General features: G+C 73.3%; 12 protein-coding genes. 6 read left to right on the top strand and 6 right to left on the bottom strand.

What is annotated here, in order from left to right:
* Nucleotides 1–17: 17 nt before the first annotated feature.
* Genes ACWED2_RS13515 through ACWED2_RS13500 form a run of 4 tightly spaced genes read right to left on the bottom strand, consistent with a single transcriptional unit; the run spans nucleotide 18 to nucleotide 8,854 of the window.
* On the bottom strand, nucleotides 18–4,841 hold the full coding sequence (locus ACWED2_RS13515; protein WP_449690744.1) for an amino acid adenylation domain-containing protein: 4,824 nt from the start codon (nucleotides 4,839–4,841) through the stop codon (nucleotides 18–20).
* A complete protein-coding gene (locus ACWED2_RS13510; protein ID WP_449690743.1) occupies nucleotides 4,838–6,676 on the bottom strand; it encodes an amino acid adenylation domain-containing protein in 1,839 nt (612 codons plus the stop codon). Before ACWED2_RS13510 ends, ACWED2_RS13515 begins: the two co-directional genes overlap by 4 nt.
* Complete coding sequence (locus ACWED2_RS13505) at nucleotides 6,666–7,628, bottom strand: GHMP family kinase ATP-binding protein (protein WP_449690742.1); 963 nt, start codon at nucleotides 7,626–7,628, stop codon at nucleotides 6,666–6,668. The genes ACWED2_RS13510 and ACWED2_RS13505 overlap by 11 nt, the downstream gene beginning before the upstream one ends.
* A gap of 8 nt (nucleotides 7,629–7,636) precedes the next feature.
* Nucleotides 7,637–8,854: an MFS transporter gene (locus tag ACWED2_RS13500; protein ID WP_449690741.1), complete on the bottom strand. Its 1,218-nt coding sequence runs from the start codon at nucleotides 8,852–8,854 to the stop codon at nucleotides 7,637–7,639.
* A 259-nt stretch (nucleotides 8,855–9,113) separates the two neighbouring features.
* Between ACWED2_RS13500 and ACWED2_RS13495 the strand changes: the two genes are divergently transcribed.
* The 3 genes from ACWED2_RS13495 (at nucleotide 9,114) to ACWED2_RS13485 (ending at nucleotide 12,724) form a co-directional block, all read left to right on the top strand.
* Nucleotides 9,114–10,418: a hydantoinase/carbamoylase family amidase gene (locus ACWED2_RS13495; RefSeq protein WP_449690740.1), complete on the top strand. Its 1,305-nt coding sequence runs from the start codon at nucleotides 9,114–9,116 to the stop codon at nucleotides 10,416–10,418.
* Between the two features lie 102 nt (nucleotides 10,419–10,520).
* The gene (locus ACWED2_RS13490) at nucleotides 10,521–11,540 is read left to right on the top strand and encodes a methyltransferase (protein WP_449690739.1); all 1,020 of its coding nucleotides are present in this window, start codon (nucleotides 10,521–10,523) and stop codon (nucleotides 11,538–11,540) included.
* A complete protein-coding gene (locus ACWED2_RS13485; RefSeq protein ID WP_449690738.1) occupies nucleotides 11,537–12,724 on the top strand; it encodes an aminotransferase-like domain-containing protein in 1,188 nt (395 codons plus the stop codon). The genes ACWED2_RS13490 and ACWED2_RS13485 overlap by 4 nt, the downstream gene beginning before the upstream one ends.
* A gap of 6 nt (nucleotides 12,725–12,730) precedes the next feature.
* Here ACWED2_RS13485 and ACWED2_RS13480 read toward each other — a convergent pair whose 3' ends face one another.
* Nucleotides 12,731–15,757 (bottom strand): BTAD domain-containing putative transcriptional regulator, encoded by a 3,027-nt coding sequence (locus tag ACWED2_RS13480; protein ID WP_449690737.1) that lies wholly within the window; start codon nucleotides 15,755–15,757, stop codon nucleotides 12,731–12,733.
* A gap of 268 nt (nucleotides 15,758–16,025) precedes the next feature.
* Between ACWED2_RS13480 and ACWED2_RS13475 the strand changes: the two genes are divergently transcribed.
* The 3 genes from ACWED2_RS13475 (at nucleotide 16,026) to ACWED2_RS13465 (ending at nucleotide 18,587) form a co-directional block, all read left to right on the top strand.
* Nucleotides 16,026–16,469, top strand: a complete 444-nt coding sequence (locus ACWED2_RS13475; protein ID WP_449690736.1) for a hypothetical protein — start codon at nucleotides 16,026–16,028, stop codon at nucleotides 16,467–16,469.
* A 16-nt stretch (nucleotides 16,470–16,485) separates the two neighbouring features.
* Entirely contained in the window at nucleotides 16,486–17,559 is a 1,074-nt protein-coding gene (locus ACWED2_RS13470; RefSeq protein WP_449690735.1) for a peptidoglycan-binding protein, read from the top strand.
* 71 nt (nucleotides 17,560–17,630) lie between these two features.
* The gene (locus ACWED2_RS13465) at nucleotides 17,631–18,587 is read left to right on the top strand and encodes a pentapeptide repeat-containing protein (RefSeq protein ID WP_449690734.1); all 957 of its coding nucleotides are present in this window, start codon (nucleotides 17,631–17,633) and stop codon (nucleotides 18,585–18,587) included.
* An 88-nt stretch (nucleotides 18,588–18,675) separates the two neighbouring features.
* Here ACWED2_RS13465 and ACWED2_RS13460 read toward each other — a convergent pair whose 3' ends face one another.
* Nucleotides 18,676–19,929, bottom strand: a complete 1,254-nt coding sequence (locus ACWED2_RS13460) for an FAD-dependent oxidoreductase (protein ID WP_449690733.1) — start codon at nucleotides 19,927–19,929, stop codon at nucleotides 18,676–18,678.
* Nucleotides 19,930–19,937 lie beyond the last annotated feature (8 nt).

Here is a 19,937-nt window from a genome sequence, read left to right as displayed (position 1 = left end):
GACTCGCTCCGGCCGGATCAGCTCAGCAGCTCGCGCGCCTCGGCATCGGAGAGCCCGGCCACTTCGGCCAGCACGATCTCCTCGATCGCCTCGGCGATTCGCGCGACGGTCGGGCGTTCGAAGATCAGGGTCAACGGGAGCTCGGTCGCGAAGGCCTGCCGCATCCGCGCGATCGCCCGCGTGGCCAGCAGGGAATGCCCGCCGATGGCGAAGAAGTCGTCCTCGACGCCCACCCGGTCCCGCCCGAGCACGTCCGCCCAGATCCCGGCCAGCGCCTTCTCGGTGGCGGTGCGCGGCGCGAGGTGTTCGTCCTCGTGGCCGGTCATCACCGGCTCGGGCAGGTTCTTCCGGTCCAGCTTTCCGTTGGGCAGCCTCGGCAGTGCGTCGAGCACCGTGATCGAGCCGGGTACCGCATACGCCGGGAGCACGGCGCGGGCGTGCTCGAACAGTTCCCGGGACGAACAGCCGGCCACGACGTACGCGGCCAGCCGCTTGTCCCCCGGGGCCGCGACCCACGCGACGACCACGACGTCGGCGACCGCCGGGTGCGCGCGCAACGCGTGCTCCACCTCGCCCAGCTCGACCCGGACGCCGCGGATTTTCACCTGATCGTCCCGGCGGCGCAGGAACGTCAGCACACCGTCGGGGCCGCGCCTGCCCCAGTCACCGGTCCGGTACAGCCGCTCGCCCGCTCGTTCCGGGTGGGGCACGAACACCTCCGCCGTCCGCCTCGGGTCGCCGAGGTAGCCCCGGGCCAGTCCGGCCCCGCCGATGCAGAGCTCGCCGGGCACGCCGACCGGCACCTCTTCGAACCGCGGGTCGAGCACCCGCACCTCGTTGTTGTCGATCGGCCTGCCGATCGGGACCGTGGTGCCGGCCGCGTCCTCGCTCCGGCAGACGTGGCAGGTGGAGTCGATGGACACTTCCGTGGCGCCCCAGGTGTTGTCGAGCACGACCGCCTCGCCGAACACCTCGCGGAACCGGCCGGCGAGCTCCGGCCGCAGTGCCTCGCCGCTGGACAGCACGCTGCGCAACGCGGGCATCCGCGCGACGTCCGCGGCGGTGACCGTGTCCAGGAACAGCTCGAGCATGCTCGGCACGAACTGCACGTGCACCGCGTCGTACCGGATCACCGCGTCCGCGATCGCGCGCGGGTCACGGTGCCGTCCCGGCCCGAGCACCGCCACCGTGGCCCCGGACATCAGCGGCCAGAAGATCTCCACCGCGGCGTCGTCGAAGGTGATGGTCGTCTTGTGCAGCACCGTTTCCTCCGCGCCGAGCGGGTGGTGCCGCTGCATCCAGCGCATCCGGTTGACCCAGCCGCCGTGCGTGCTGGCGACGCCCTTGGGCCGTCCCGTCGATCCCGAGGTGTAGTAGACGGCGGCCAGGTGATCGGGGTCGACCGCCGGAGCCGGGGCCGGGCCGCGCGGGCTGGACTGCCGCATCGGGACGAGCAGGGCCCGGCTGCCGGCCTCGGTGACGACGCCCGCCTCCCGGGGCTCCACCAGGCACACGGGCGCGCCCGAGTCCTGGAGCAGCCGGGTGATCCGGGCCGGCGGCGTGCCGGGCTCGATCGGCAGGTACGCACCGCCGGACTTGAGGACCCCCAGCACCGCGACGACCAGCTCGATCGAACGGTCCAGCACCACCCCGACCACCACGTCCGGTCCGGCGCCGTGCTCGCGGAGCCACACCGCGACCGCGTCGGACCAGCGCCCCAGCTCGGCGTAGGTGAGCACCCGGTCGTCCTGCACCACCGCGACCGCGCCGGGCGTGCGGTCGATCTGCGCGGTGACCAGCTCGTGCAGGCAGAGCGCGGGAACCGGGACCTCCGGTCGCGCGGCCAGCGCCTCGACCTCGGCCCGGCCGGCGGCGTCCGTCAGCGCGAGCCGGTCGATCGGGCGGTCCGGGCCGGCCGCGATGTCGGCGAGCAGGGTGCGGAAGTGGCCGATCAGCCGGTCGATGGTGGCCGGCAGGTAGAGGCCGGTGTCGTAGCTGAGCTCGGCCGACAGGCCGCCGGCGGGGCTCGGCGCGAAGGTGAGTTCGATGTCGTACTTGGCGGGCACCGGGGCGTTGGCCAGCCGCCGGACCGTCAACCCCGGCAAGGACGGCGGCCGCTGCCGTCCGCTGTCCAGTTTGACCATGACCTGGAAGATCGGGGTTCTGGCCAGGTCCCGCTGCGGGGCCAGTTCCTCCACCAGGCGGTCGAACGGCACGTCCTGGTGCGCGTAGGCCTCCAGGGTCCGGTCCCTGGTGCGCGCCAGCAGCTCTCCGAAGGAGGGCCGGCCGGACAGGTCGCCGCGCAGCACGAGCATGTTGACGAACAGGCCGATCAGCGGCTCGGACTCGGTCAGCTCCCGGTCGGCGGCCGTGGTGCCCACCGTGATGTCGTCCGCACCGGTGCACCGGTGCAGCAGCACCTGCCACGCGGCCAGCAGGGTCATGAACGTCGTCGCGCCGTGCCGGGTGCCGATCCGCTCCAGCCCGGCCAGGACGTCCGCGGGCACCGAGAAGGACACTGTCCGGCCCGGTGACGTCCGTCGGGCGGGCCTCGGCAGGTCCGGCGTGAGTTCGAACGGCTCCGCACCGGCCAGTTCGGCCCGCCAGAAGGCCAGCTTCGCGGCGAACTCCGGACCGTCCTGCCCGGACTCCTGATTCGCGGTGACGTCGGCGTACTGCGCGACGAGCGGCGGCAGCGGTGACGGCAGGCCCGCGGTGAACGCGCCGTAGAGCGCGTCGAGCTCCTCGTGCAACAGCCCGGCCGACCAGTTGTCGAAGACCATGTGGTGCACCGTCAGGCACAGGACGTGGTCGGTGTCGCCGAGCCGGAGGAGCGTGGCCCGGATCGGCAGGCCGGCCGCCAGGTCGAGCGGCCGGGTGGTCTCGGCGGTGATCGTCGCGGTCAGGTCGGCCTCCGCGCACTCGGCCACCGCGACCGTGAACGCCCGCACGTCGCGCACGACCCCGACCGGGTCGTCGGCGGGCACGACCACGCTGGTGCGCAGCACTTCGTGCCGGGCGACGATTTCGGTCAGCGCGGCGACCAGCGCACCGGTGTCGAGCGGTCCGGACAGGCGCAGGATCCACGGCACCAGGTACTCGTTGCTGTCGTTGACGAACTGGTCGAGGAACCACAGCCGCTTCTGCCCGAGCGAGAGCGGCAAGGCCTCGCCGCGGGGCAGGATCGGGACGCGGCGGGGCTCGGCCGCGGCGTGGCCGGCCAGGCGCTCGTCGAGGACCGCGGCGAACCGGCGGACCGTCGGGTACCGCAGGACGTCGCGCATCAGCCCGCGGACGGGGAGGCCGGGCAGCCGGGCCTCGATCCGGGCCACGAGCTGAGCGGCCACCAGCGAATGCCCGCCCAGCTCGAAGAAGTCTTCCCCGACGCCGACCCAGTCCAGCCCGAGCGTCTCGCACCAGAGCCGCACGAGGAGTTCCTCGGTCGCGGTGCGCGGGACTGCTCCGGCCTCGTCGTCCGCGGCCGGTTCGGCGGCCGCGCCGGCACCGTCCACAGCGGACCCGGCGGTGAACCCGGTGAAGCCGGTCAGCGGCAGGTCCGGGTTGGCCGTGGCCCAGCGCACGATCCGGTCGAAGTCCGCCTGGAGCCCGGCGATGGTGCCGGCGTCGAACAGGTCGGCCCGGTACTGCCACAGGCCGGTGAGGCCCGCGGGCTCGTCGAGGACGATCACCGCCAGGTCGAGCGCGGTGGCCGGCGAGTAGCGCTCCTCCTCGGTCACCTCCAGGCCGGCCAGCCGCAGTCCGGCGTCCGGGGTGTTCGTCACCCCGAAGCTCACCTGCACCAGCGGATCCCGGCCGGGCTCGCGGTCCGGCCCCACCGCGGCGACCACCCGCTCGAGCGACAGCGCCCCGTGCTGGTAGGAGTCCAGTGCGGACTTGCGGACCACGGCCAGCAGCTCGCGGAAGGTGGGGGCCTCGTCCAGCCGGATCCGGCACGGCCGGGTGTCGATGAAGCAGCCGACGACCGCGTCGAGCCCGTCCTGGTCGCGACCGGCGTTCGGCACCCCGACCACGAAGTCGCGCTGGTCGCCGCACCGGGCGAGCTGCCAGGAGAACGCGGCCAGCAGCACCATGAACACCGACGCCCGTTCCGCCTTGGCCAGGCTCGCGGCCGCACTCACCAGTGACGGCGGGACCGGGGCCCGGTGCACCCCGCCGCGGCGACCGGTCTCGTGGCCGGCCGGCCGGTCGAACGGGAGCCGGGTCGGACCGGGCAGGCCGGCGAGTTCGGTGACCCAGTAGTCGAGTTCGGGCGCCGCGGTGGCGTCGTGCCGCTCGCGTTGCGCCGTGGCGTAGCCAGCGTAGGTCGTCGGCAGCTCGGCCAGCCGGGGCGGCCGGCCGGTGTGGAACGCCGAGTAGAGCTCCGAGATGTCCCGGTTGAGCACCGCGAGCGACCAGGCGTCCATGGCGATGTGGTGCACCACCATCGCCAGTGCGTGCCGGTCCGGTCCCAGCGCGGCGAGGATCCACCGCACCGGCGCTCCGGCGGCCAGGTCGAACGGCGTCCCGACCCGGCGGTCCACCAGCCGGCGCAGCTCGGCCGCGGGGTCCGGGCCGGCGCTCAGGTCGAGCTGTGCCGGCGGGGTTTCCCCGGCCGGCAGCACTTCCTGGGTCGAGACGTCCGGGTACCGGGTGCGGAGGACTTCGTGTCGTGCGTGCACGGCGGTGATCGCCGCGGTCAGCGCCGCGGTGTCGAGGGCACCGGTGATCCAGTGGATGTAGGCGACGTTGCTCGCGACCCCGCCGTCGTCGAGCCCCTCGAACAGGGACAGCCGCTGCTGCTCGTAGGACTGCGGGGCGAGACGTCCTGGTCCGGTGGTCATTCGCCCTCCGCCGTCCCGGCCGCCGGTACGCGCAACGCGTCCACGCGGCAGGCGAAGTCCGCCAGCCGCGGGTAGTCGTAGAAGTCGCGGACCTGCACACCGGTGTTCAGCTCGGCCCGCACCCGGGCGGCGATCCGGGCGGCCACCAGGGAATGACCGCCCAGGTCCAGGAAGTCGTCCAGCCTGGTGACGCCGTCGCGGCCCAGCAGCTGCGCCCAGATCGCCGCGACGGCCCGCTCGGTGCCGGTTTCCGTCCCGTCGCCCGCGCTCGCGCGCACCGGCGGGGCGGGCAACGCCTTGCGGTCGAGTTTTCCGTTGGGTGTCAAGGGAAGGTCCGGTACCGCCAGCACGATGGCCGGGACCATGTGCGCGGGCAGCCGGGCGGCCGCCCAGGCCTTCACCGCCGCCGGCAGGCCGGCCGGATCGCCGTCGGGCACCACGTAGGCCACCAGGACCTGGTCTCCCGGCCGGTCCTCCCGGGCGGCCACGGCGGACCGGGCCACCGCCGGGCAGGTCGCGATCGCCGCCTCGACCTCGCCGAGCTCGATCCGGAAACCCCGGATCTTCACCTGGTCGTCCGCCCGGCCGAGGTACTCCAGCTCGTCCCTGGCCCAGCGCGCGAGGTCACCGGTGCGGTACATCCGCGAGCCGGGTGGCCCGGCGGGATCGGGCACGAACGAGCGCGCGGTCAACCCGGGCCGGCCGTGGTAGCCCCTGGTCACCCCGGGCCCGGACACGTGCACTTCGCCGATCTCGCCCGGCGGCACCAGATCGGCGGCGGCGTCCAGCACGGTCACGCCGAGCCCGGGAAGGCCGGTGCCGATCAGGCTGCCGGCGCCGGCCGCGGCGCTCGCCCGGTCCATCAGCCGGATGTTGTTGAGGATCGAGACTTCGGTGGCCCCGTAGGCGTTGGTCACCATCGGCCGGCTCGCCGGCTCGCGGCCGTACCACCCCGCCAGCCGGGCGGCCTCGAGCGACTCGCCGCCCAGGAAGACGACCCGCAGCGGGTCCGTCCACCCGGTCCGGCCCAGGCCGTCGGCCGTCTGGACGAACTGCAGGAACGCCGACGGCGTCTGGTTGAACACCGTCACGCCCGCGCGCTCGACGAGGTCGAGGTACTCCTCGGCCGAACGGGCCTGCTCGCGCGACACCAGCACCAGCCGGCCGCCGTGCAGCAGCGCGCCGAACTGTTCCCAGACGGCGAAGTCGAACGAGCAGGAGTGGAACAGGGTCCACACGTCCGACGGCCCGAACCGCAGGATCCGCTGGGCCTCGACGAACAACGTGGCCAGATTGGCGTTGGACACCACGACCCCCTTCGGGGTGCCCGTCGAACCCGAGGTGTAGATCACGTAGACCGCCTGGTCACCCCACACCTCGAGGCCGAGGTCGCCGTCGGCGTGCGCCGCCAGCGCGGCGACGGTCCCCGGCTCGTCCAGCGACACGATCGGGCCGGTCCCGGCCGGCAGGCCGGCGGCGAGGTCGCTCGTCGTGAGCACCAGCGCCGCCCCGGAGTCGGCGTGCATGAGGGCGATCCGCTCGGGCGGGTAGCCGGCGTCGATCGGCACGTACGCGCCGCCCGCCTTCAGCACCGCGAGGATCGCCACCACCTGCGCCGGCGACCGCTCCAGCACGAGCGCGACCCGGACCTCCGCGCCGACACCGCGGCCGACGAGCAGCCGCGCCAGCCGGTTCGCCTGCGCGTTGAGTTCCCGGTAGGTCGTCGTGGTGCCGTCGACGTCCACCAGCGCGACGGCGCCGGGCACCGCGCGTACCTGCGCCTCGAAGCCGCCGATCAGCGTCCAGCCCTGCTCGGTCCCGTTGTCAGTCCGCATAGGACACGCCCTCCCGGTCGTCGTCTCGTGGTGCCGGGCGGGCGGCCGCCGGCTCGAGCGTGTGGTCGATCGAGGCCGCGCCGGCGAGTTCGGTGCAGGCGGCGACGGCGTCGCGGACCTTGCCGGCGCGGCGTGGATCGTCGTCCGAGACGAGGACGCCGACGATGGTGCCGCTGTGCGCCACGCTGACCCCGAGCGCCCGGACGTCCCTGCAGATCTCCAGCACCGGCTCGAGGTGCCGCTTGTGGCACCTCGGCTGGTTGAGCACGGCACTCCGGGTGCAGACCCGGCCGACCTCGGTCAGGTCGCCGCCGGCCAGCGCGGTGCCGAGCCGGTCGAGCAACGTGCGGTATTCGCGCCGCTCGGCCGCCGTGATCACCGGCCGGGCCGCGTTGAACCGGACCGTGTCGACCTGCCCGCCCTCGTCGATCCCGACGATGGTCAGCGGCGGCGTCGGACCGAGTACCCGGTGCAGCTTCACCTTGCGGTGGTAGAACGCGACCATCTCGTGGTACATCAGGCCGTCGGTCGGCTCGATCCGGCGCAGGCAGGCCTCGGTGTCCGCCGGTGAGACCGCGACGCCCAAGGCGGCGCCGACGGCCCGGACCGTGGCCACCAGGTCGGCCGACGAGCTCGACATCCCCTTGCCCTCCGGCAGGTCACTGGTCAGGGTGAGGGTGCCGCCGGACCGCACCCCGTACCGGGCCAGCGCTATCCGGGCCGCACGCAACGCCTTGTGTTTGCCGGCCGGCCGGACGAGCAGCTCGCCGGCTCCCGGCACCAAGGTGAGCACCGCCGTGGTCCAGCGCGCGATCGGCAGGGTCACCAGGAAGTCCTGCTCGGATCCGGGCAGCGCCCCCTGCAGGAGCTCGCCGAACGTGCCGAACGACGTGCCCACGCCGGCGCGTACGCCGGCCTCCGCGTGCTGCGGCACCGTGATGGCCCCGTCCATCGGGCGGCTCATCCGCCGGCCGGGTTGTCTTCGGCGGCGAGGACCGCCACGCCGTTCGCCGCCGGCGCCCGCGGTCTCAGCCGCACGAGCAGGTACGGGCCGGCGACGATGTGGATCAGGCCCTGCAGCGAGATGATCGCGATGATCCCGACGACGTCGCCGAGCAGGCTGGCCAGCACGACGCCGAGCAGCATCGCCGACGCCCATCCGGCGCTGAGCGCGCCGAAGACGCGGCCGCGGTACCGGTCCGGCGTCCGGGTCTGCTGGAGCGTGGCGAACCCGGCCAGCTGCGCCGCCGAGGGCGCGCCGGCGACCGTGATCAGGATGAAGATCGGCCACAGTGCCGGAAGGGCCAGCGGGTAGAGCGCGATGACCAGGTCGATGGCGCCGAAGAGCAGCGCGCCGTAGCCGAGCAGGACGCGCGGCGGCAGGCGCCGCCCGATGGCGGCGATGGCCAGCCCGCCCGCGATCCCGCCGACCGCCTGCACGGAGATCACCGAGCCGTACTCGGCGCTGCTGGCGTGCAGCACGCTGATGATCAGCGGCGCGATCAGCACGGAGAGCACCCCTTCGCCGAACCCGTTCATCAGCCGGAAGACGAGCAGCGTGGTCAGGTCCCGCTCGGTCAGGCACAGCGCGATCCCCGCCCGCCATTCGTGGTCGACCCGGCCCCGGACGCCGGCCGGCTCCGGCGGCACTTCGGCGCGGATCATCGCCACGAGTGCGGCGGCGAGCAGGTAGCTGGCCACGTCGACGACGGCGACCAGGAAGATCCCGCCGGTGGCGGCCAGCACCCCGCCCGCCGCGGCGCCGATCAACCGGGCGACCTGGCGGTTCTGGCCGTTCAGCGCGTTGGCGGCGACCAGGTCTTCGGCCGGCACGACGTGCGGGAGGATCGCGCCTTCGGCAGGCTGGAAGAACTGTTCGAGCACGCCCTGGACGAAGACGACCACGTAGACGACCCAGATCGTGCTTCGGTCGTGCACCGCGAACAGCGGGACCAGGACCAGCGCCAGCAGCAGGTTGGTGACGACCATCGTGCGCTTGCGGTCCCAGCGATCGACGAACACGCCGGCGAGCGAACCGAACAGCAGCTGCGGGACCAGGGCCACCAGCAGCATGGCGCCGGAGGCCAGCGCGGACCCGGTGACCGTGTAGACGTAGAACATCATCCCGATGCCCAGAATCCAGTCACCGGCCAGCGAGATCAGGTTGGCGCCGGACAACAGGAAAAAGTTCCGATTGTGCGCCACCAGATTCCAAATGCTTCTCATCTGGCTCCTCGCCACTGTTGTCGGGCCGACGGCATTCGCATCGTCGCCGACGCACTGAGTCATGTTTCCAGGCCAGGTCCGACAGTCAACCGCCGTTCCGGAAAATCGCTGATCGCACATGGATAGCCCGGTGATAGACGGCCGGATTATCGTTGCCGGAATGCCAGTTCGAACCGGCATGAAAACCCCCTTCCCACGGCATGAGGACGTTATGAGCATTCCGGCTGATCCCGCAGTGCTGTCCACACCGGCCGGCGGCGCGGGCCTCGATCCCGGCCAGGACATCGACGCCGCCCTGCTGCTGCGCCGGCTGGACGAGATCGCGGCGTTCGGGGCCCGGCCCAGTCCGGGCGGCATCACCAGGACCGGACTCAGCGAAGAGGAAACCGCGGCCCGCCGCTACCTGGCGGCGCGGTGCCGCGAGGACGGCCTCACCACGCACGTCGACCAGGCCGCCAACCTGATCGTGCGCCGTGCGGGGGCGGATCCCGGCAAGCCCGTCGTCCTGCTCGGCTCACACCTGGACACCGTCGTCGACGGCGGCCGCCTGGACGGCACCTACGGCGTCATGGCGGCGTGCGAGGTGGTCCGGGTGCTGGCGCAGGCCGAGGTCGAACTGCCGGTGGAACCGGTCGCGATCGCCTTCACCAACGAGGAGGGCGCCGGATTCCCCTACCCCTTCTTCGGTTCGCTCGCCCTCACCGGCAAGGTGGACGTCGCCGCCGCGACGGCCGCGGCGGAGCGGGGCGGCCTGCCGCTGCGTGCCGCGCTGCGGGCGGCGGGCGGGGACCTCGACACCATCGGCGCGGCCGCGTGGGCACCGGGCTCCATCGCCTGCTACCTCGAGCTGCACATCGAGCAGGGCCCGGTGCTCGAAGCCCGCGACATCCCGATCGGCGTGGTCGGCGCGATCACCGGGCGGACGATCCTGGACATCGCCGTGCAGGGGCGCCAAGGCCACGCCGGCACGACCCCGATGGCCCTGCGCCGGGACGCGTTGCCGGTGGCGGCCCGGGTGATCCTCGCGGTCGAGGAGCTGGCCGCGGAACACAGTCTCTGCGCCGTCGGCACGGTCGGGCGGATCGACGCCGAGCCCAACGTCACGAACGTCATCCCGGGCCGGGTGGAACTGACCGCGGAGATCCGGGACAGCAGACCGGACCGCCTGCGCGCCGCGGAACGCGCGCTGACCGGCCTGCTGGCCCGGCTCGGCTCGGCGACCGGGCTCGACATCGAGGCCACCGTTCGCCCGGTGACCGCGCCGACACCGACCACCGTGGCCGCGCAGCGGGCGATCACCGCGGCCGCCGACGCACTGGGCCTCGCGCACCTGGAGATGTTCAGCGCCGCCGGTCACGACGCCCAGATCGTGAGCGACATCGCCCCGATCGGCATGATCTTCGTGCCGAGCCACGACGGTGTCAGCCACGCCCCGGACGAGCACACCGACGACGCGCACCTGATCGCCGGCGCGCGCACCCTGCTGCATTCGGTGCTGCGCCTCGCGGCCGGTTGACCGGTTTGCCGCCGAATCGCCCGAACGGGGTCGATTCCCCTCGGATCCAGCCGATTTTCAGATCTGCTCTCATCGATCAGAGCCGAACGTAAGGAATGCCCCATGACCATTGCCGCCACTCCCCGACGTGAACTTTTCCGGGAAATCAAGCAAAGCGCCTCGGCGCCGGACATCGCGGCCGCGGCGGCGCTGCTGGAGATCGGCGACCGGCTCGGCGTCCTCGAGGAGATCAGCGCCGGCGGGAAGGTCACCGCGAGCCGGCTCGCCTCGATCGCCGATCTGCCGGAAAGCGGTGTCGCCCGCTACCTCGAAGCGTTGGAGTCCGCCGGCATCATCGAGCCCACCGGCGACGGCTCCTTCCGGATCGTGCCCGACTACGACGTCATCCGGCACCAGGCGGGGTACGTGTCGTGGACGATGAACGCGAACCGGCCCTTCGTCGAGCACGCGCGCGAGTTCCTCGTCGATCCGGAGCGCGCGCGAGCGGCGTACGTCCGCGACGGCAGGCAGGTCGCCGTCAGCTCGCAGTGGATGGGATCGCTGGCGTTCTACCCCGCGGCGTTCGAGGCGATCACCGAGGTGCGCCCCGCCCGGGTCGCCGACCTGGGCTCGGGTACCTGCCGGCTGCTGATCGAACTGCTGGACGTGCTCCCCGGCGCCACCGGGGTCGGCCTCGACCTCGACCGGGGTGCGTGCGACGCGGCGAAGGAGGCGGCCGTGCATGCCGGCCTGAGCGACCGGCTCACCGTGGTGCAGCGGTCGATCCAGTCGCTGGCCACCGATCCGGGCCCGCTGCTCGACGCCGACGTCATCCACGCCGGCTTCGTCTTCCACGACATGATGCCGGACGAGGAGCACGTCGCCGACGCGGTGCTGGCGAACTGCCGCGCGGCGCTGCGCCCGGGCGGCCTGATGGCGATCACCGAGGCGATCCCCTACGTCCGCACCGAACGGGAGCGCCGGTTCAGCTCCATCGTGACCTACTACCACCGGGAATTCATGACCCGCAAGCTGTTGTCGGTCCCCGAGTGGGAGGAGAAGCTGTCCGGCGCCGGCTTCCGGCAGGTGGAGACCGTCGAGCTCGGCTTCCCCACCGGCCGGCTGTTCCTCGCGCGCAAGTGACCACAGTGGACCGGCCGGCGCCGGACGCCATCCGCGACATCCTGGCCGCCGCGGCCGCCCCCGGTGTCCTGTCGATGGCGGGCGGCCTCCCGGCCCCGGACAGCTTCCCGGTGCCGGAGCTCGTGACCGTTCTCGACGAGGTCATGAGCTCGGCGGCCGCGGCCGCCCTGCAGTACGGCCCGGTCGAAGGCGTCCCGGCGATGCGGGCCGGTCTCGCCGCACGGGCCGGCGAGACCGGCGGCCACACGGACCCGGACCGGGTGCTGGTCACCAGCGGCAGCCACCAGGGCCTCGCCCTGGTGGCGAACGCGCTCGTGGCGCCGGGTGACCCGGTCGCGCTGGAGGATCCGGGCTACCTCGGTGCGGTGCGGGTCTTCCGGCAGGCCGGCGCCGAGCTGCTCGCGGTGCCCGGGGACGAGGACGGCATGGACACCGAGGCGCTGGCCGGCCGGCTCCGGCGTGGTGCCCGCTGCCGGCTGGTCTACGTCGTACCGCACTTCCACAACCCGACCGCGGCGGTGCTGACCGAGGAGCGCCGCCGGCACCTGGCCGAGCTCGCCGGCCACTACGGGTTCCTGATCGTCGAGGACGATCCCTACGCGGATCTCGCGTTCGACGGTGTGCGGCTGCCCTCCATCGACGCTTTCGGCGACCGCGTCATCCGGCTGCTGAGCCTGTCGAAGACGCTGTGCCCCGGGTTCCGGGTGGCCGGGCTGGTCGCTCCGCCCGAGCTGGTCGGCCCGCTGGCGAGTGCCAAGCAGGACGCGGACCTGCAGACCAACACCTTCGGCCAGCACGTGGTCAGCCGGCTGCTGGGCCGGCCGGGCTTCCTGCCCCGGCACCTGCTCCGCATCCGGTCGCTCTACCGCACCCGGGCGAGCCACCTCGCCGGGCTGCTCGGCGAGCTCGGCTGGCTGACCTTCTCCGCACCGCGTGGCGGACTGTTCTTCTGGGCCGCCATCACGGCCGCGGGGGTGGACGCCCCCGCGGTGGCCGCGGCGGCGATCGAGGAGGGCCTGGCGATCGTTCCCGGTCCCCCGTTCTGCATCGACCGCGATGGTTCCCGCCACCTCCGACTGTCGTTCGCCACGCTGGCGCCGTCGGAGATGCCGGAAGCCGTGCGGCGCCTCGAACGCGCCCACGCCCGGGCGTCCGGGCTGCGCGGGGCGGGCACCGCCGGATAGCCCCGGTCACGCCCCGGCCGCGACCTCGCCCCGGGCCCGCCGGGACACCACCCAGTGCGCGGGGGTGACGGACCCGGCACGGCCGATCCGGTCGAGCGCGGTCCTCGCGAAGACCACTGCGTCGTCGTCGCTCAGCGCGGCTCCGCGGGTGAGAGCGGCGCTGAACGGCCCGGCGCCGAGCCGGCCGGCCACCGCGCCGACGACCGCGTCGACCAGCTCGGATTCGGCCCCGATCGGCGGGATCGCGCCGTCGCTGGCGGTCAGTGCGCCGTGCAGCGTGGCCGCCGCCTCGTACTCCCCCGACCGGGCGAGCACCGAGACAGCGGTGCGCAACGCGACCCACTGCTGCGCCCAGTGGCTCTCGTGGCTCCAGTGGTCGATCACCTCGGCGGTCAGCCGCGCCGCCCGGTCCACGTCGCCGTGCCGGGTCATCACGGCGGCGGCCACGCTGAGCGCCACCCCCGGGATGTAGGTGTTGCCGCCGGCGCTCCCGACCTCGCGAGCCTGCCGCAGGGCGGCCAGCGCCCGCTCCGGATCCCGGTCCTGCAACGCCACTCCGAGCGCGTAGTGCGCCCAGGCGACGGCGGTCGGGTTGCGGGTGACCACCGCCAGTTTCCCGGCCTTGCGGGCGAGCGCCACGGCCTGTTCGCCGGCACCCCGGTAGGCGTGCTGCAGAGCGCCGCTCGCGGTGACGTAGGCGACGCAATGCGTGTCACCGGCCTGCTCGGCCAGCTGCGCGACCTTCGCGTACAGGGTGGCCGCGTCGGTGAGCCGGCCCCGGTAGGAGGCCACCCTGGCCAGTACCCACAGCAGATGCCGCCGGGCCGGGTCGGTCCGCTCGGGCACCGCGCGCAACCCCCGCTCGACCAGCTCCTCCGCGTCGGCCAGATCGCCCCGCCGAGCGGCGCCCGCGGCGGCGACGGCCAGTGCGGCCGCCAGGCGCGGACCGGGCGGCTCGTGGGTCGCGGCCGCCACCGCCCGGTCGGCCCAGCCGTAGATCTCGGCCGGTCCGTGTGCCGAGGTGTAGCGCAGCAACGCCGCGGAGAGCCGGATCGCGGTCGCCGGATCCGTGGTCAGCGCCCAGGTGTGCGCGGTGCGCAGGTCGTTCAGCAGCGCGCCGATCCTGGCCGCCCAGCCGGCTTCGTCCGGCCCGGCCAGCCCGTCGGCAGATGCCTCGGCCACGGCGACGCAGTGTGCGGCGTGCCGGCGCCGCAGGAGCGCCAGCCGCCCGCTGCGTTCGAGCTGTTCCCGGCCGTAGATCCGCAGCGTCTCCAGCATCGTGTACCGGGTCGGGGTGTGCTCGGTTTCGGCGACGAGCATGGACTTGTGCACCAGGTCGGCGACGACGTCGACCACGTCGGCGGCACCGATGTCGCCGCCGGCGGCGATGGCCGTGGCGTCGTCCAGGGTGAACGACCCGGCCAGCACGCTGAGCCGGTCGAAGCCGGCCCGGTCGATCGGGGCCAGCAGGTTGTAGGACCACCCGACGACGGTGCCGAGGGTGCCGTGCCGTTCCTCCCGCACCCGCCGCATGCTGTGCAGGAAGTCCAGGCGGCGTTCCAGCCGGGCGGCGACCTCGGCCACGGACATCGAGCGCAGCCGCGTCGCGGCCAGCTCGATGGCCAGCGGCAGGCCGTCCAGCCTGCGGCAGATCTCGGCGACCTCCGCGACGTTGTGCCCGCCGAGGGTGAAGGTCGCGGTCGCCGCGCTCGCCCGGCGGACGAACAGCGCCACCGACGGCACCGCGGCCACCCGGTCGACGTCCCGGCCCACGTCCGGCGGCGGGACCTCGAGCAGGCCCACCGGCAGGACGTGTTCACCGTCGACCCCCAGCGGCTCGCGGCTGGTGGCCAGCACCACGACCTCGGGGCAGTCGCGCGCCACGGCGTCGACCAGCTGCGCGGCGGCGTCCAGCACGTGCTCGCAGTTGTCGATCACCAGCAGCGCGCGCCGGGAGCGCAGGAAGTCGACCAGCCCGTCGGTGACGGTCATGCCCGGCAGCGCCTGCATGCCGAGCGTGGTCGCCAGCACGTCGGGCACCAGCCAGCCGTCCCGCACCGCGGCGAGCTCGCACACCCAGACGCCGTGCGGGAACGCCTCGCTCGCTTCCGCCGCCACCCGCAGGGCGAGCCGGGTCTTGCCCACCCCGCCGACCCCGGTCATGGTGAGCACCCTGGTGTGGCGGAGGGTGGCCAGCGCCCGGACGATGTCTTCGCCGCGGCCGACCAGCTCGCTCAGCTCCAGCCGCAGGTTGCCGACGCGGGCGCGCCGCCGGTCCGGTTCCGGCATCGGATCGGCGTGCAGGATGTGCTCGTGGCGACGGCGCAGCGCGGCGGACGGCTCCAGCCCCATCTGCTCCACCAGCCGGCGGCGGAACTCCCGGTAGACCGCGGCGGCGTCGGCCTGGCGCCCGGCCCGGTGCAGGACCATCATCAACAGGTCCTGGGGCCGTTCCCGCAACGGGTGCTCGGCGGCGAACGCCTCGATCTCGCCGTCCAGCTCCGCGTGCCTGCCCGAGGCGATGATCGCTTCGAACCGTTCCTCGGTGGCGACCAGGCGCAGTTCTTCGAGCCGCATGGCCTCGTACCGGCAGAACTCCTGCCCGGCGAACTCCGCGTAGGGCTGCCCGCGCCACAGCTCGAGTGCCTTGGTCAGCTGCGCCGCCGCCCGGTCGGGACGCTCGGCCGCCCCGGCGACCGCCTCGGTGACCGCCTGTTCGAAGCGCACGGCGTCGACCACCTGCGGATCCACCCGCAGCTGGTAGCCGGGCGGCTGGGTGATCAGCACCGCGCCCATGCCGGGTGAGCACTCGTCGAGGGCCGCCCGCACCCGCCACACCTGGTTGTGCAGGTTGCGCGACGCCGACGGCGGAGCGTCGTCGCCCCAGAGGATGTGGACCAGGCGATCGGCCGACACGACCGAATTCAGGTTGACCAGCAGGGCCGCGAGCAGCCGGCGCCGCAACCCGCCGGGCAGGTGAGCGCTCAGGTTTCCGTCCGTGACGGTGAGCGGTCCGAGCACCTTGAACTCCATCGCAGCCCCCACCTCGGCATGAATGCTTGCGTCGTCCTGCTCCGACTGTCTCGCATTCCGTCGACAATCCGTCGACAATGCCGATCCGGCGCAGCAGCGCGACCAGCCCGACGGCCGTCGTCAGCGTCGCTGTGGGTCACGTTCGTCCCGGCCGAGGACGCTCGAACCGACTCTGCGGCCGGTTTGCCCGGCCTGTAACGACAAACCGGCTCCGGACGACCTGCCCCCTGTGGAACTCCTCGACTCCGGCGTCGGCTGAGCAGGGCCGATGACCGATTCCACCATGGCCTGGCACGAACGCGACCTCGATCGCCGGTCCGCCCGCCAGCGCAGTCAGGTCGACACCGCGAAGATCCTGGTCACCTTTTCGGTCGGCGTGGCGGCCGCGATCGCCGCCTCGGCGCTGCAGGTGAGCCGGTTCCGGGCGTTCGACGTGGTCTGTGTTTCGCTGCTCGGCTTGGCTTTCCTGCTCGCCTTCGCCGTGGTCGTGCTGGATCGCACCACCGCGGTCGACCGGGACTCGCTGCTCGCCGAGGCCCAGCTGCGTGGCTGGAGCGACGAGAAACTGCTCCTGGAGTTCACCATTGCGCTGACTGCCTCGACGGCGTACAACGAACACGTCGTCGACCTGGTGAAACGGGTGGCTCTGCTCCAAGTCGCGGTGGCGTTCCTCTCGGCGACCGCCGGCTCGGTTTCGCTGCTCAGCCACTGACGCGAAGGCAGGTCCCATGCGTACCTCGAGCCATCTCACCATTGTCGGCTGGGGACGCATCCCGCTGCCCGGCGAGGCGGCCCGGATCGAGCGCGCCAGCCGCCGGGCCCGGGAAGCCCTGGCCCCGCGCGAAGATCGCGATCCGCCGCCCGGTTCCGACGTCCCGAAGCCGGCTCGCCGGGCGGAGACCACGCTGGGCGAGCGGAAGCTGTACCTCGTTCCCGACGGCCCGCTGATGGCGGGCGCGGACGTGTCCGAGCTCCAGCGGCGGCTGGTGCGCCTGGGCTACCACGAAACCGGACCGGTCGACGGTGTCTTCGGCACCGCCACCCACCAGGCACTCGTCCGGTTCCAGAACGACTACGGGATCTTCACCGACGGGGTCTGCGCCCGGGTCAGCGTGCTCGTGCTCAACTTCCTGGACAGCATCGGGACCTCCGCGGAGAATCCGGCGACCGACAAGCAGAAGCGCCTGATCTACTGGTCGGTTTCGGCGCAGCGCAGCGGCATGGTCCTCGTCGGGACCACCGTCCGGCAGACGTCGGAGGAGCACGACGCCGAGCCGGCGATCCTGGAACGCCTGCGAACCCTGGTCGAAGAAAGCATCGAGCGGGACGCCCACATGCAGGCCCTGCCGACGTCGTCGATGCTGACGCCCGCCGAGCGCGCCCAGTTCGCCAACTCGATCAAGGCGGAGCTGATCGTCCTCCTCGACCTCAGGCGCGTCGAGAACGGACCCGCGGGAATCCAGACCCACTACTTCAGCCGCGCGGGCGCGGACTCCGACGTGGGTTCGCCGCTGGCCGGCTACATCGGCGAGGAGATCGCACGCCAGACCGGCGCACCCTACCTCGGCGCGCGTGCCGAGGACTCCGAACTGCTGATGTCGCCACAGGCCCCCGCCATCGGGGTGACCGTCGGCAACGTCCTCGATCCCGATGACCTCCGCAGGCTCGGCGACACCGGCTATCTCAAGCGCGTCGCCCAGGGGGTCGCGCTGGGTATCACCCGCCTCTACCTGCTCGGGGCGCGCTACGCCCCCGAAGGGAGCGCGCCCGTCAACCCGCTTTCGCGGCGCGAAGCCGATTGACCGGCCGGCAACGCGGACACTCGCCGGTATTTCGCTGTCCCGGGCTCGGCCGCCCGGGCACACTTCGTCCCATGTCCGGTTTCCCGCTCGCGGTGGCCAAGGTCGTCGTCGGGCTTGCGCTGATCGCCCTCGCCGTGCAGTACGTGCGGGTCTTCGTCCTGCGCAAGAGCGCCGCGCCGCGGCGGGTACCGGCGAGGGCGACCGGGTCTGACGACGTCCACGCGCGCGACCCCGAAAAGCGGCTGGAGGTGCTGGGTGGGCTCGAGCGGCTGGCGCACCGGAACCGGGCGCAGCGGCAGCTGTTCGTCGACCAGGTGCTCGCCCAGCTGCGGTTCCGCGGCTGGAGCCGGCTGCCGGACTGGCAGGACCGGCTCTGGGCCCTGGTGCTCCCGCACCTGCGCCCGCACGCGGCGGAGTTCTGGCCCGGCATCGACCTGAGGGTCGAGCGCGCCGTCCTCACCGCGGTCGACCTGTCCGGCTGCGAGGTCCGCGATCTCACCTTCGAGTGGGTGCGCTTCGACGGCACCGCCCGGTTCGTCCGGACCGTCTTCACCGGCGAGGTCACGTTCGTGGGCTCGTGCTTCGCCGGGCACGCGCGGTTCCGCGAGGCGCAGTTCAAGAGCGAGGCGGCCTTCGACTCGGTGACCTTCACCGGGACGGCCGCGTTCCCCGGCGTCACCGTGGCCGGCCCGGCCGGGTTCGGCGAGGCGAGGTTCTCCGGGCTGACCGATTTCACCGGCGCGTGGTTCGCCGGGTCGTTCGACGCCGAGGCCGCCGGGTTCGCCGGCCGGACTTCGTTCCGCGACACGCGGTTCAGGAGGACGACCTGGTTCGCCGAGGCCCGCTTCACCGGTCACGCCGACTTCACCGGTGCGTCCTTCGTGGTGCCGCCGGAGCTGACCCGGACCTGGGCGCGGACGGACCGGTACGCCGTTCGGACCTGGCCGGCGGGCTGGGCCGTCGGGAGCGGGGACGTCGCGCTGCCGAAGCGTCCCGGCCGGTGGGCGGCGCTGCGGGCCGCCGCCTGAGAAGGGCAGCCCCGCGAAGCGGGCCGGAGTGCGTGTCGGTGCTTCGGTCGGGCTTGCCGTCCCTGGTCGGCACGGCGGGAGTCACGGTCTAGGTTCGCGAGCACCGGTCGATCGGCCGGCCGCTCCGGCGGGCGAACGCCGGGGCGCGTTCCGGGCGGAAGCCGACGCCGATCAGGTAGGCCGCGAGCGTGCGGGCGAACGGCAGGCGGGTCGCCAGCGTGAGGAGCGGGCCGGGCGGCCCGGCCTGGGTGCCGTTCACGATGGGACCGGCGAGGTCGGCGTGCATGATCCGCTGCAGGCCCTGCACCAGCAGCAACGGCAGGCGGCGGCGCCGGCGCACGCGGGCGAGGTCCGCCGTCGTCACCTCGCCGCGGCGTAGTGGTCCCGCGAGCAGCGTGGCCGCCGCGACGGCGTCCTGGACGGCCAAGCCGATCCCCATGCCCCCGACCGGCGACATCGCGTGTGCGGCGTCGCCGAGGCACAGCAGCCCGTCGGCATGCCACCGGCGCAGCCGGTCGAGCCGCACGTCCAGGTGCTTGACGTCGTCCATCGAGGACAGCTCGCCGACCCGGTCGGCGAACTCCGGCAGCACCCGCGCGAGGTCGGCCCGGAAGCGCTCGATGCCGCGGGCCCGCAGCGCCGCGTCCGTGCCTTTCCTGGCCACGTAACCGATCTGGACGTAGCCCTCCCGCGGGATCACCACTGCGAAGCACCCTCGGCCGGGCCGCCGGTTGAGCGTGCTCAGCTCCTCGCCGGGACGGCGGGAGAGCCGGACCCACCAGGTGTCGAACGGGACGTCGAACCCGGTGACCGGCAGCCCGGCGGCCGCCCGCAGCGGCGAATCCCGGCCGTCACAAGCGATCGTGAGCGCGGCCCGGGTCTCCCCCGCCCCGTGCCGGACACCGGCCACCCGGCCGTGCTCGCGGATGACCGACGTGACCGTGACGCCCATGTGCAGGTGAAACGCCGGTTCCGCGCGGCCCGCTTCGGCCAGCAGGTCGAGCAGGTCCCATTGCGGGACCACGGCCAGGTACGGGTGCCGGACACCCCAGCGGCGCAGCGCCGCGAAGTCGGTGATGCGCCGTGTCCCGCCTCGCCGGCCGGGCAGCGTGACCGCGGTGACCCGGGTCTGCGGCAGTTGCGCGAACCGCTCCCCCAGGCCGAGGTCGTCGAGCAGGTCGAGGGTCGCCGGGTGGACGGTGTCGCCGCGGAAGTCGTGCAGGAAGTCCTCGTGCTTCTCCAGGACGGTGACGTCCACGCCGGCCCTGGCCAGCAGCAGGCCCGTGATCATCCCCGCCGGGCCGCCACCGGCGATGACGCACGTCGTCCGCTCCGGCGGCACGCCGGCTT

It is taken from the genome of Amycolatopsis sp. NPDC005003 (genome assembly GCF_053600695.1).
The sequence above is the reverse complement of the archived record's forward strand: the minus strand, read 5'-3'. Positions and strand labels throughout refer to the sequence as shown.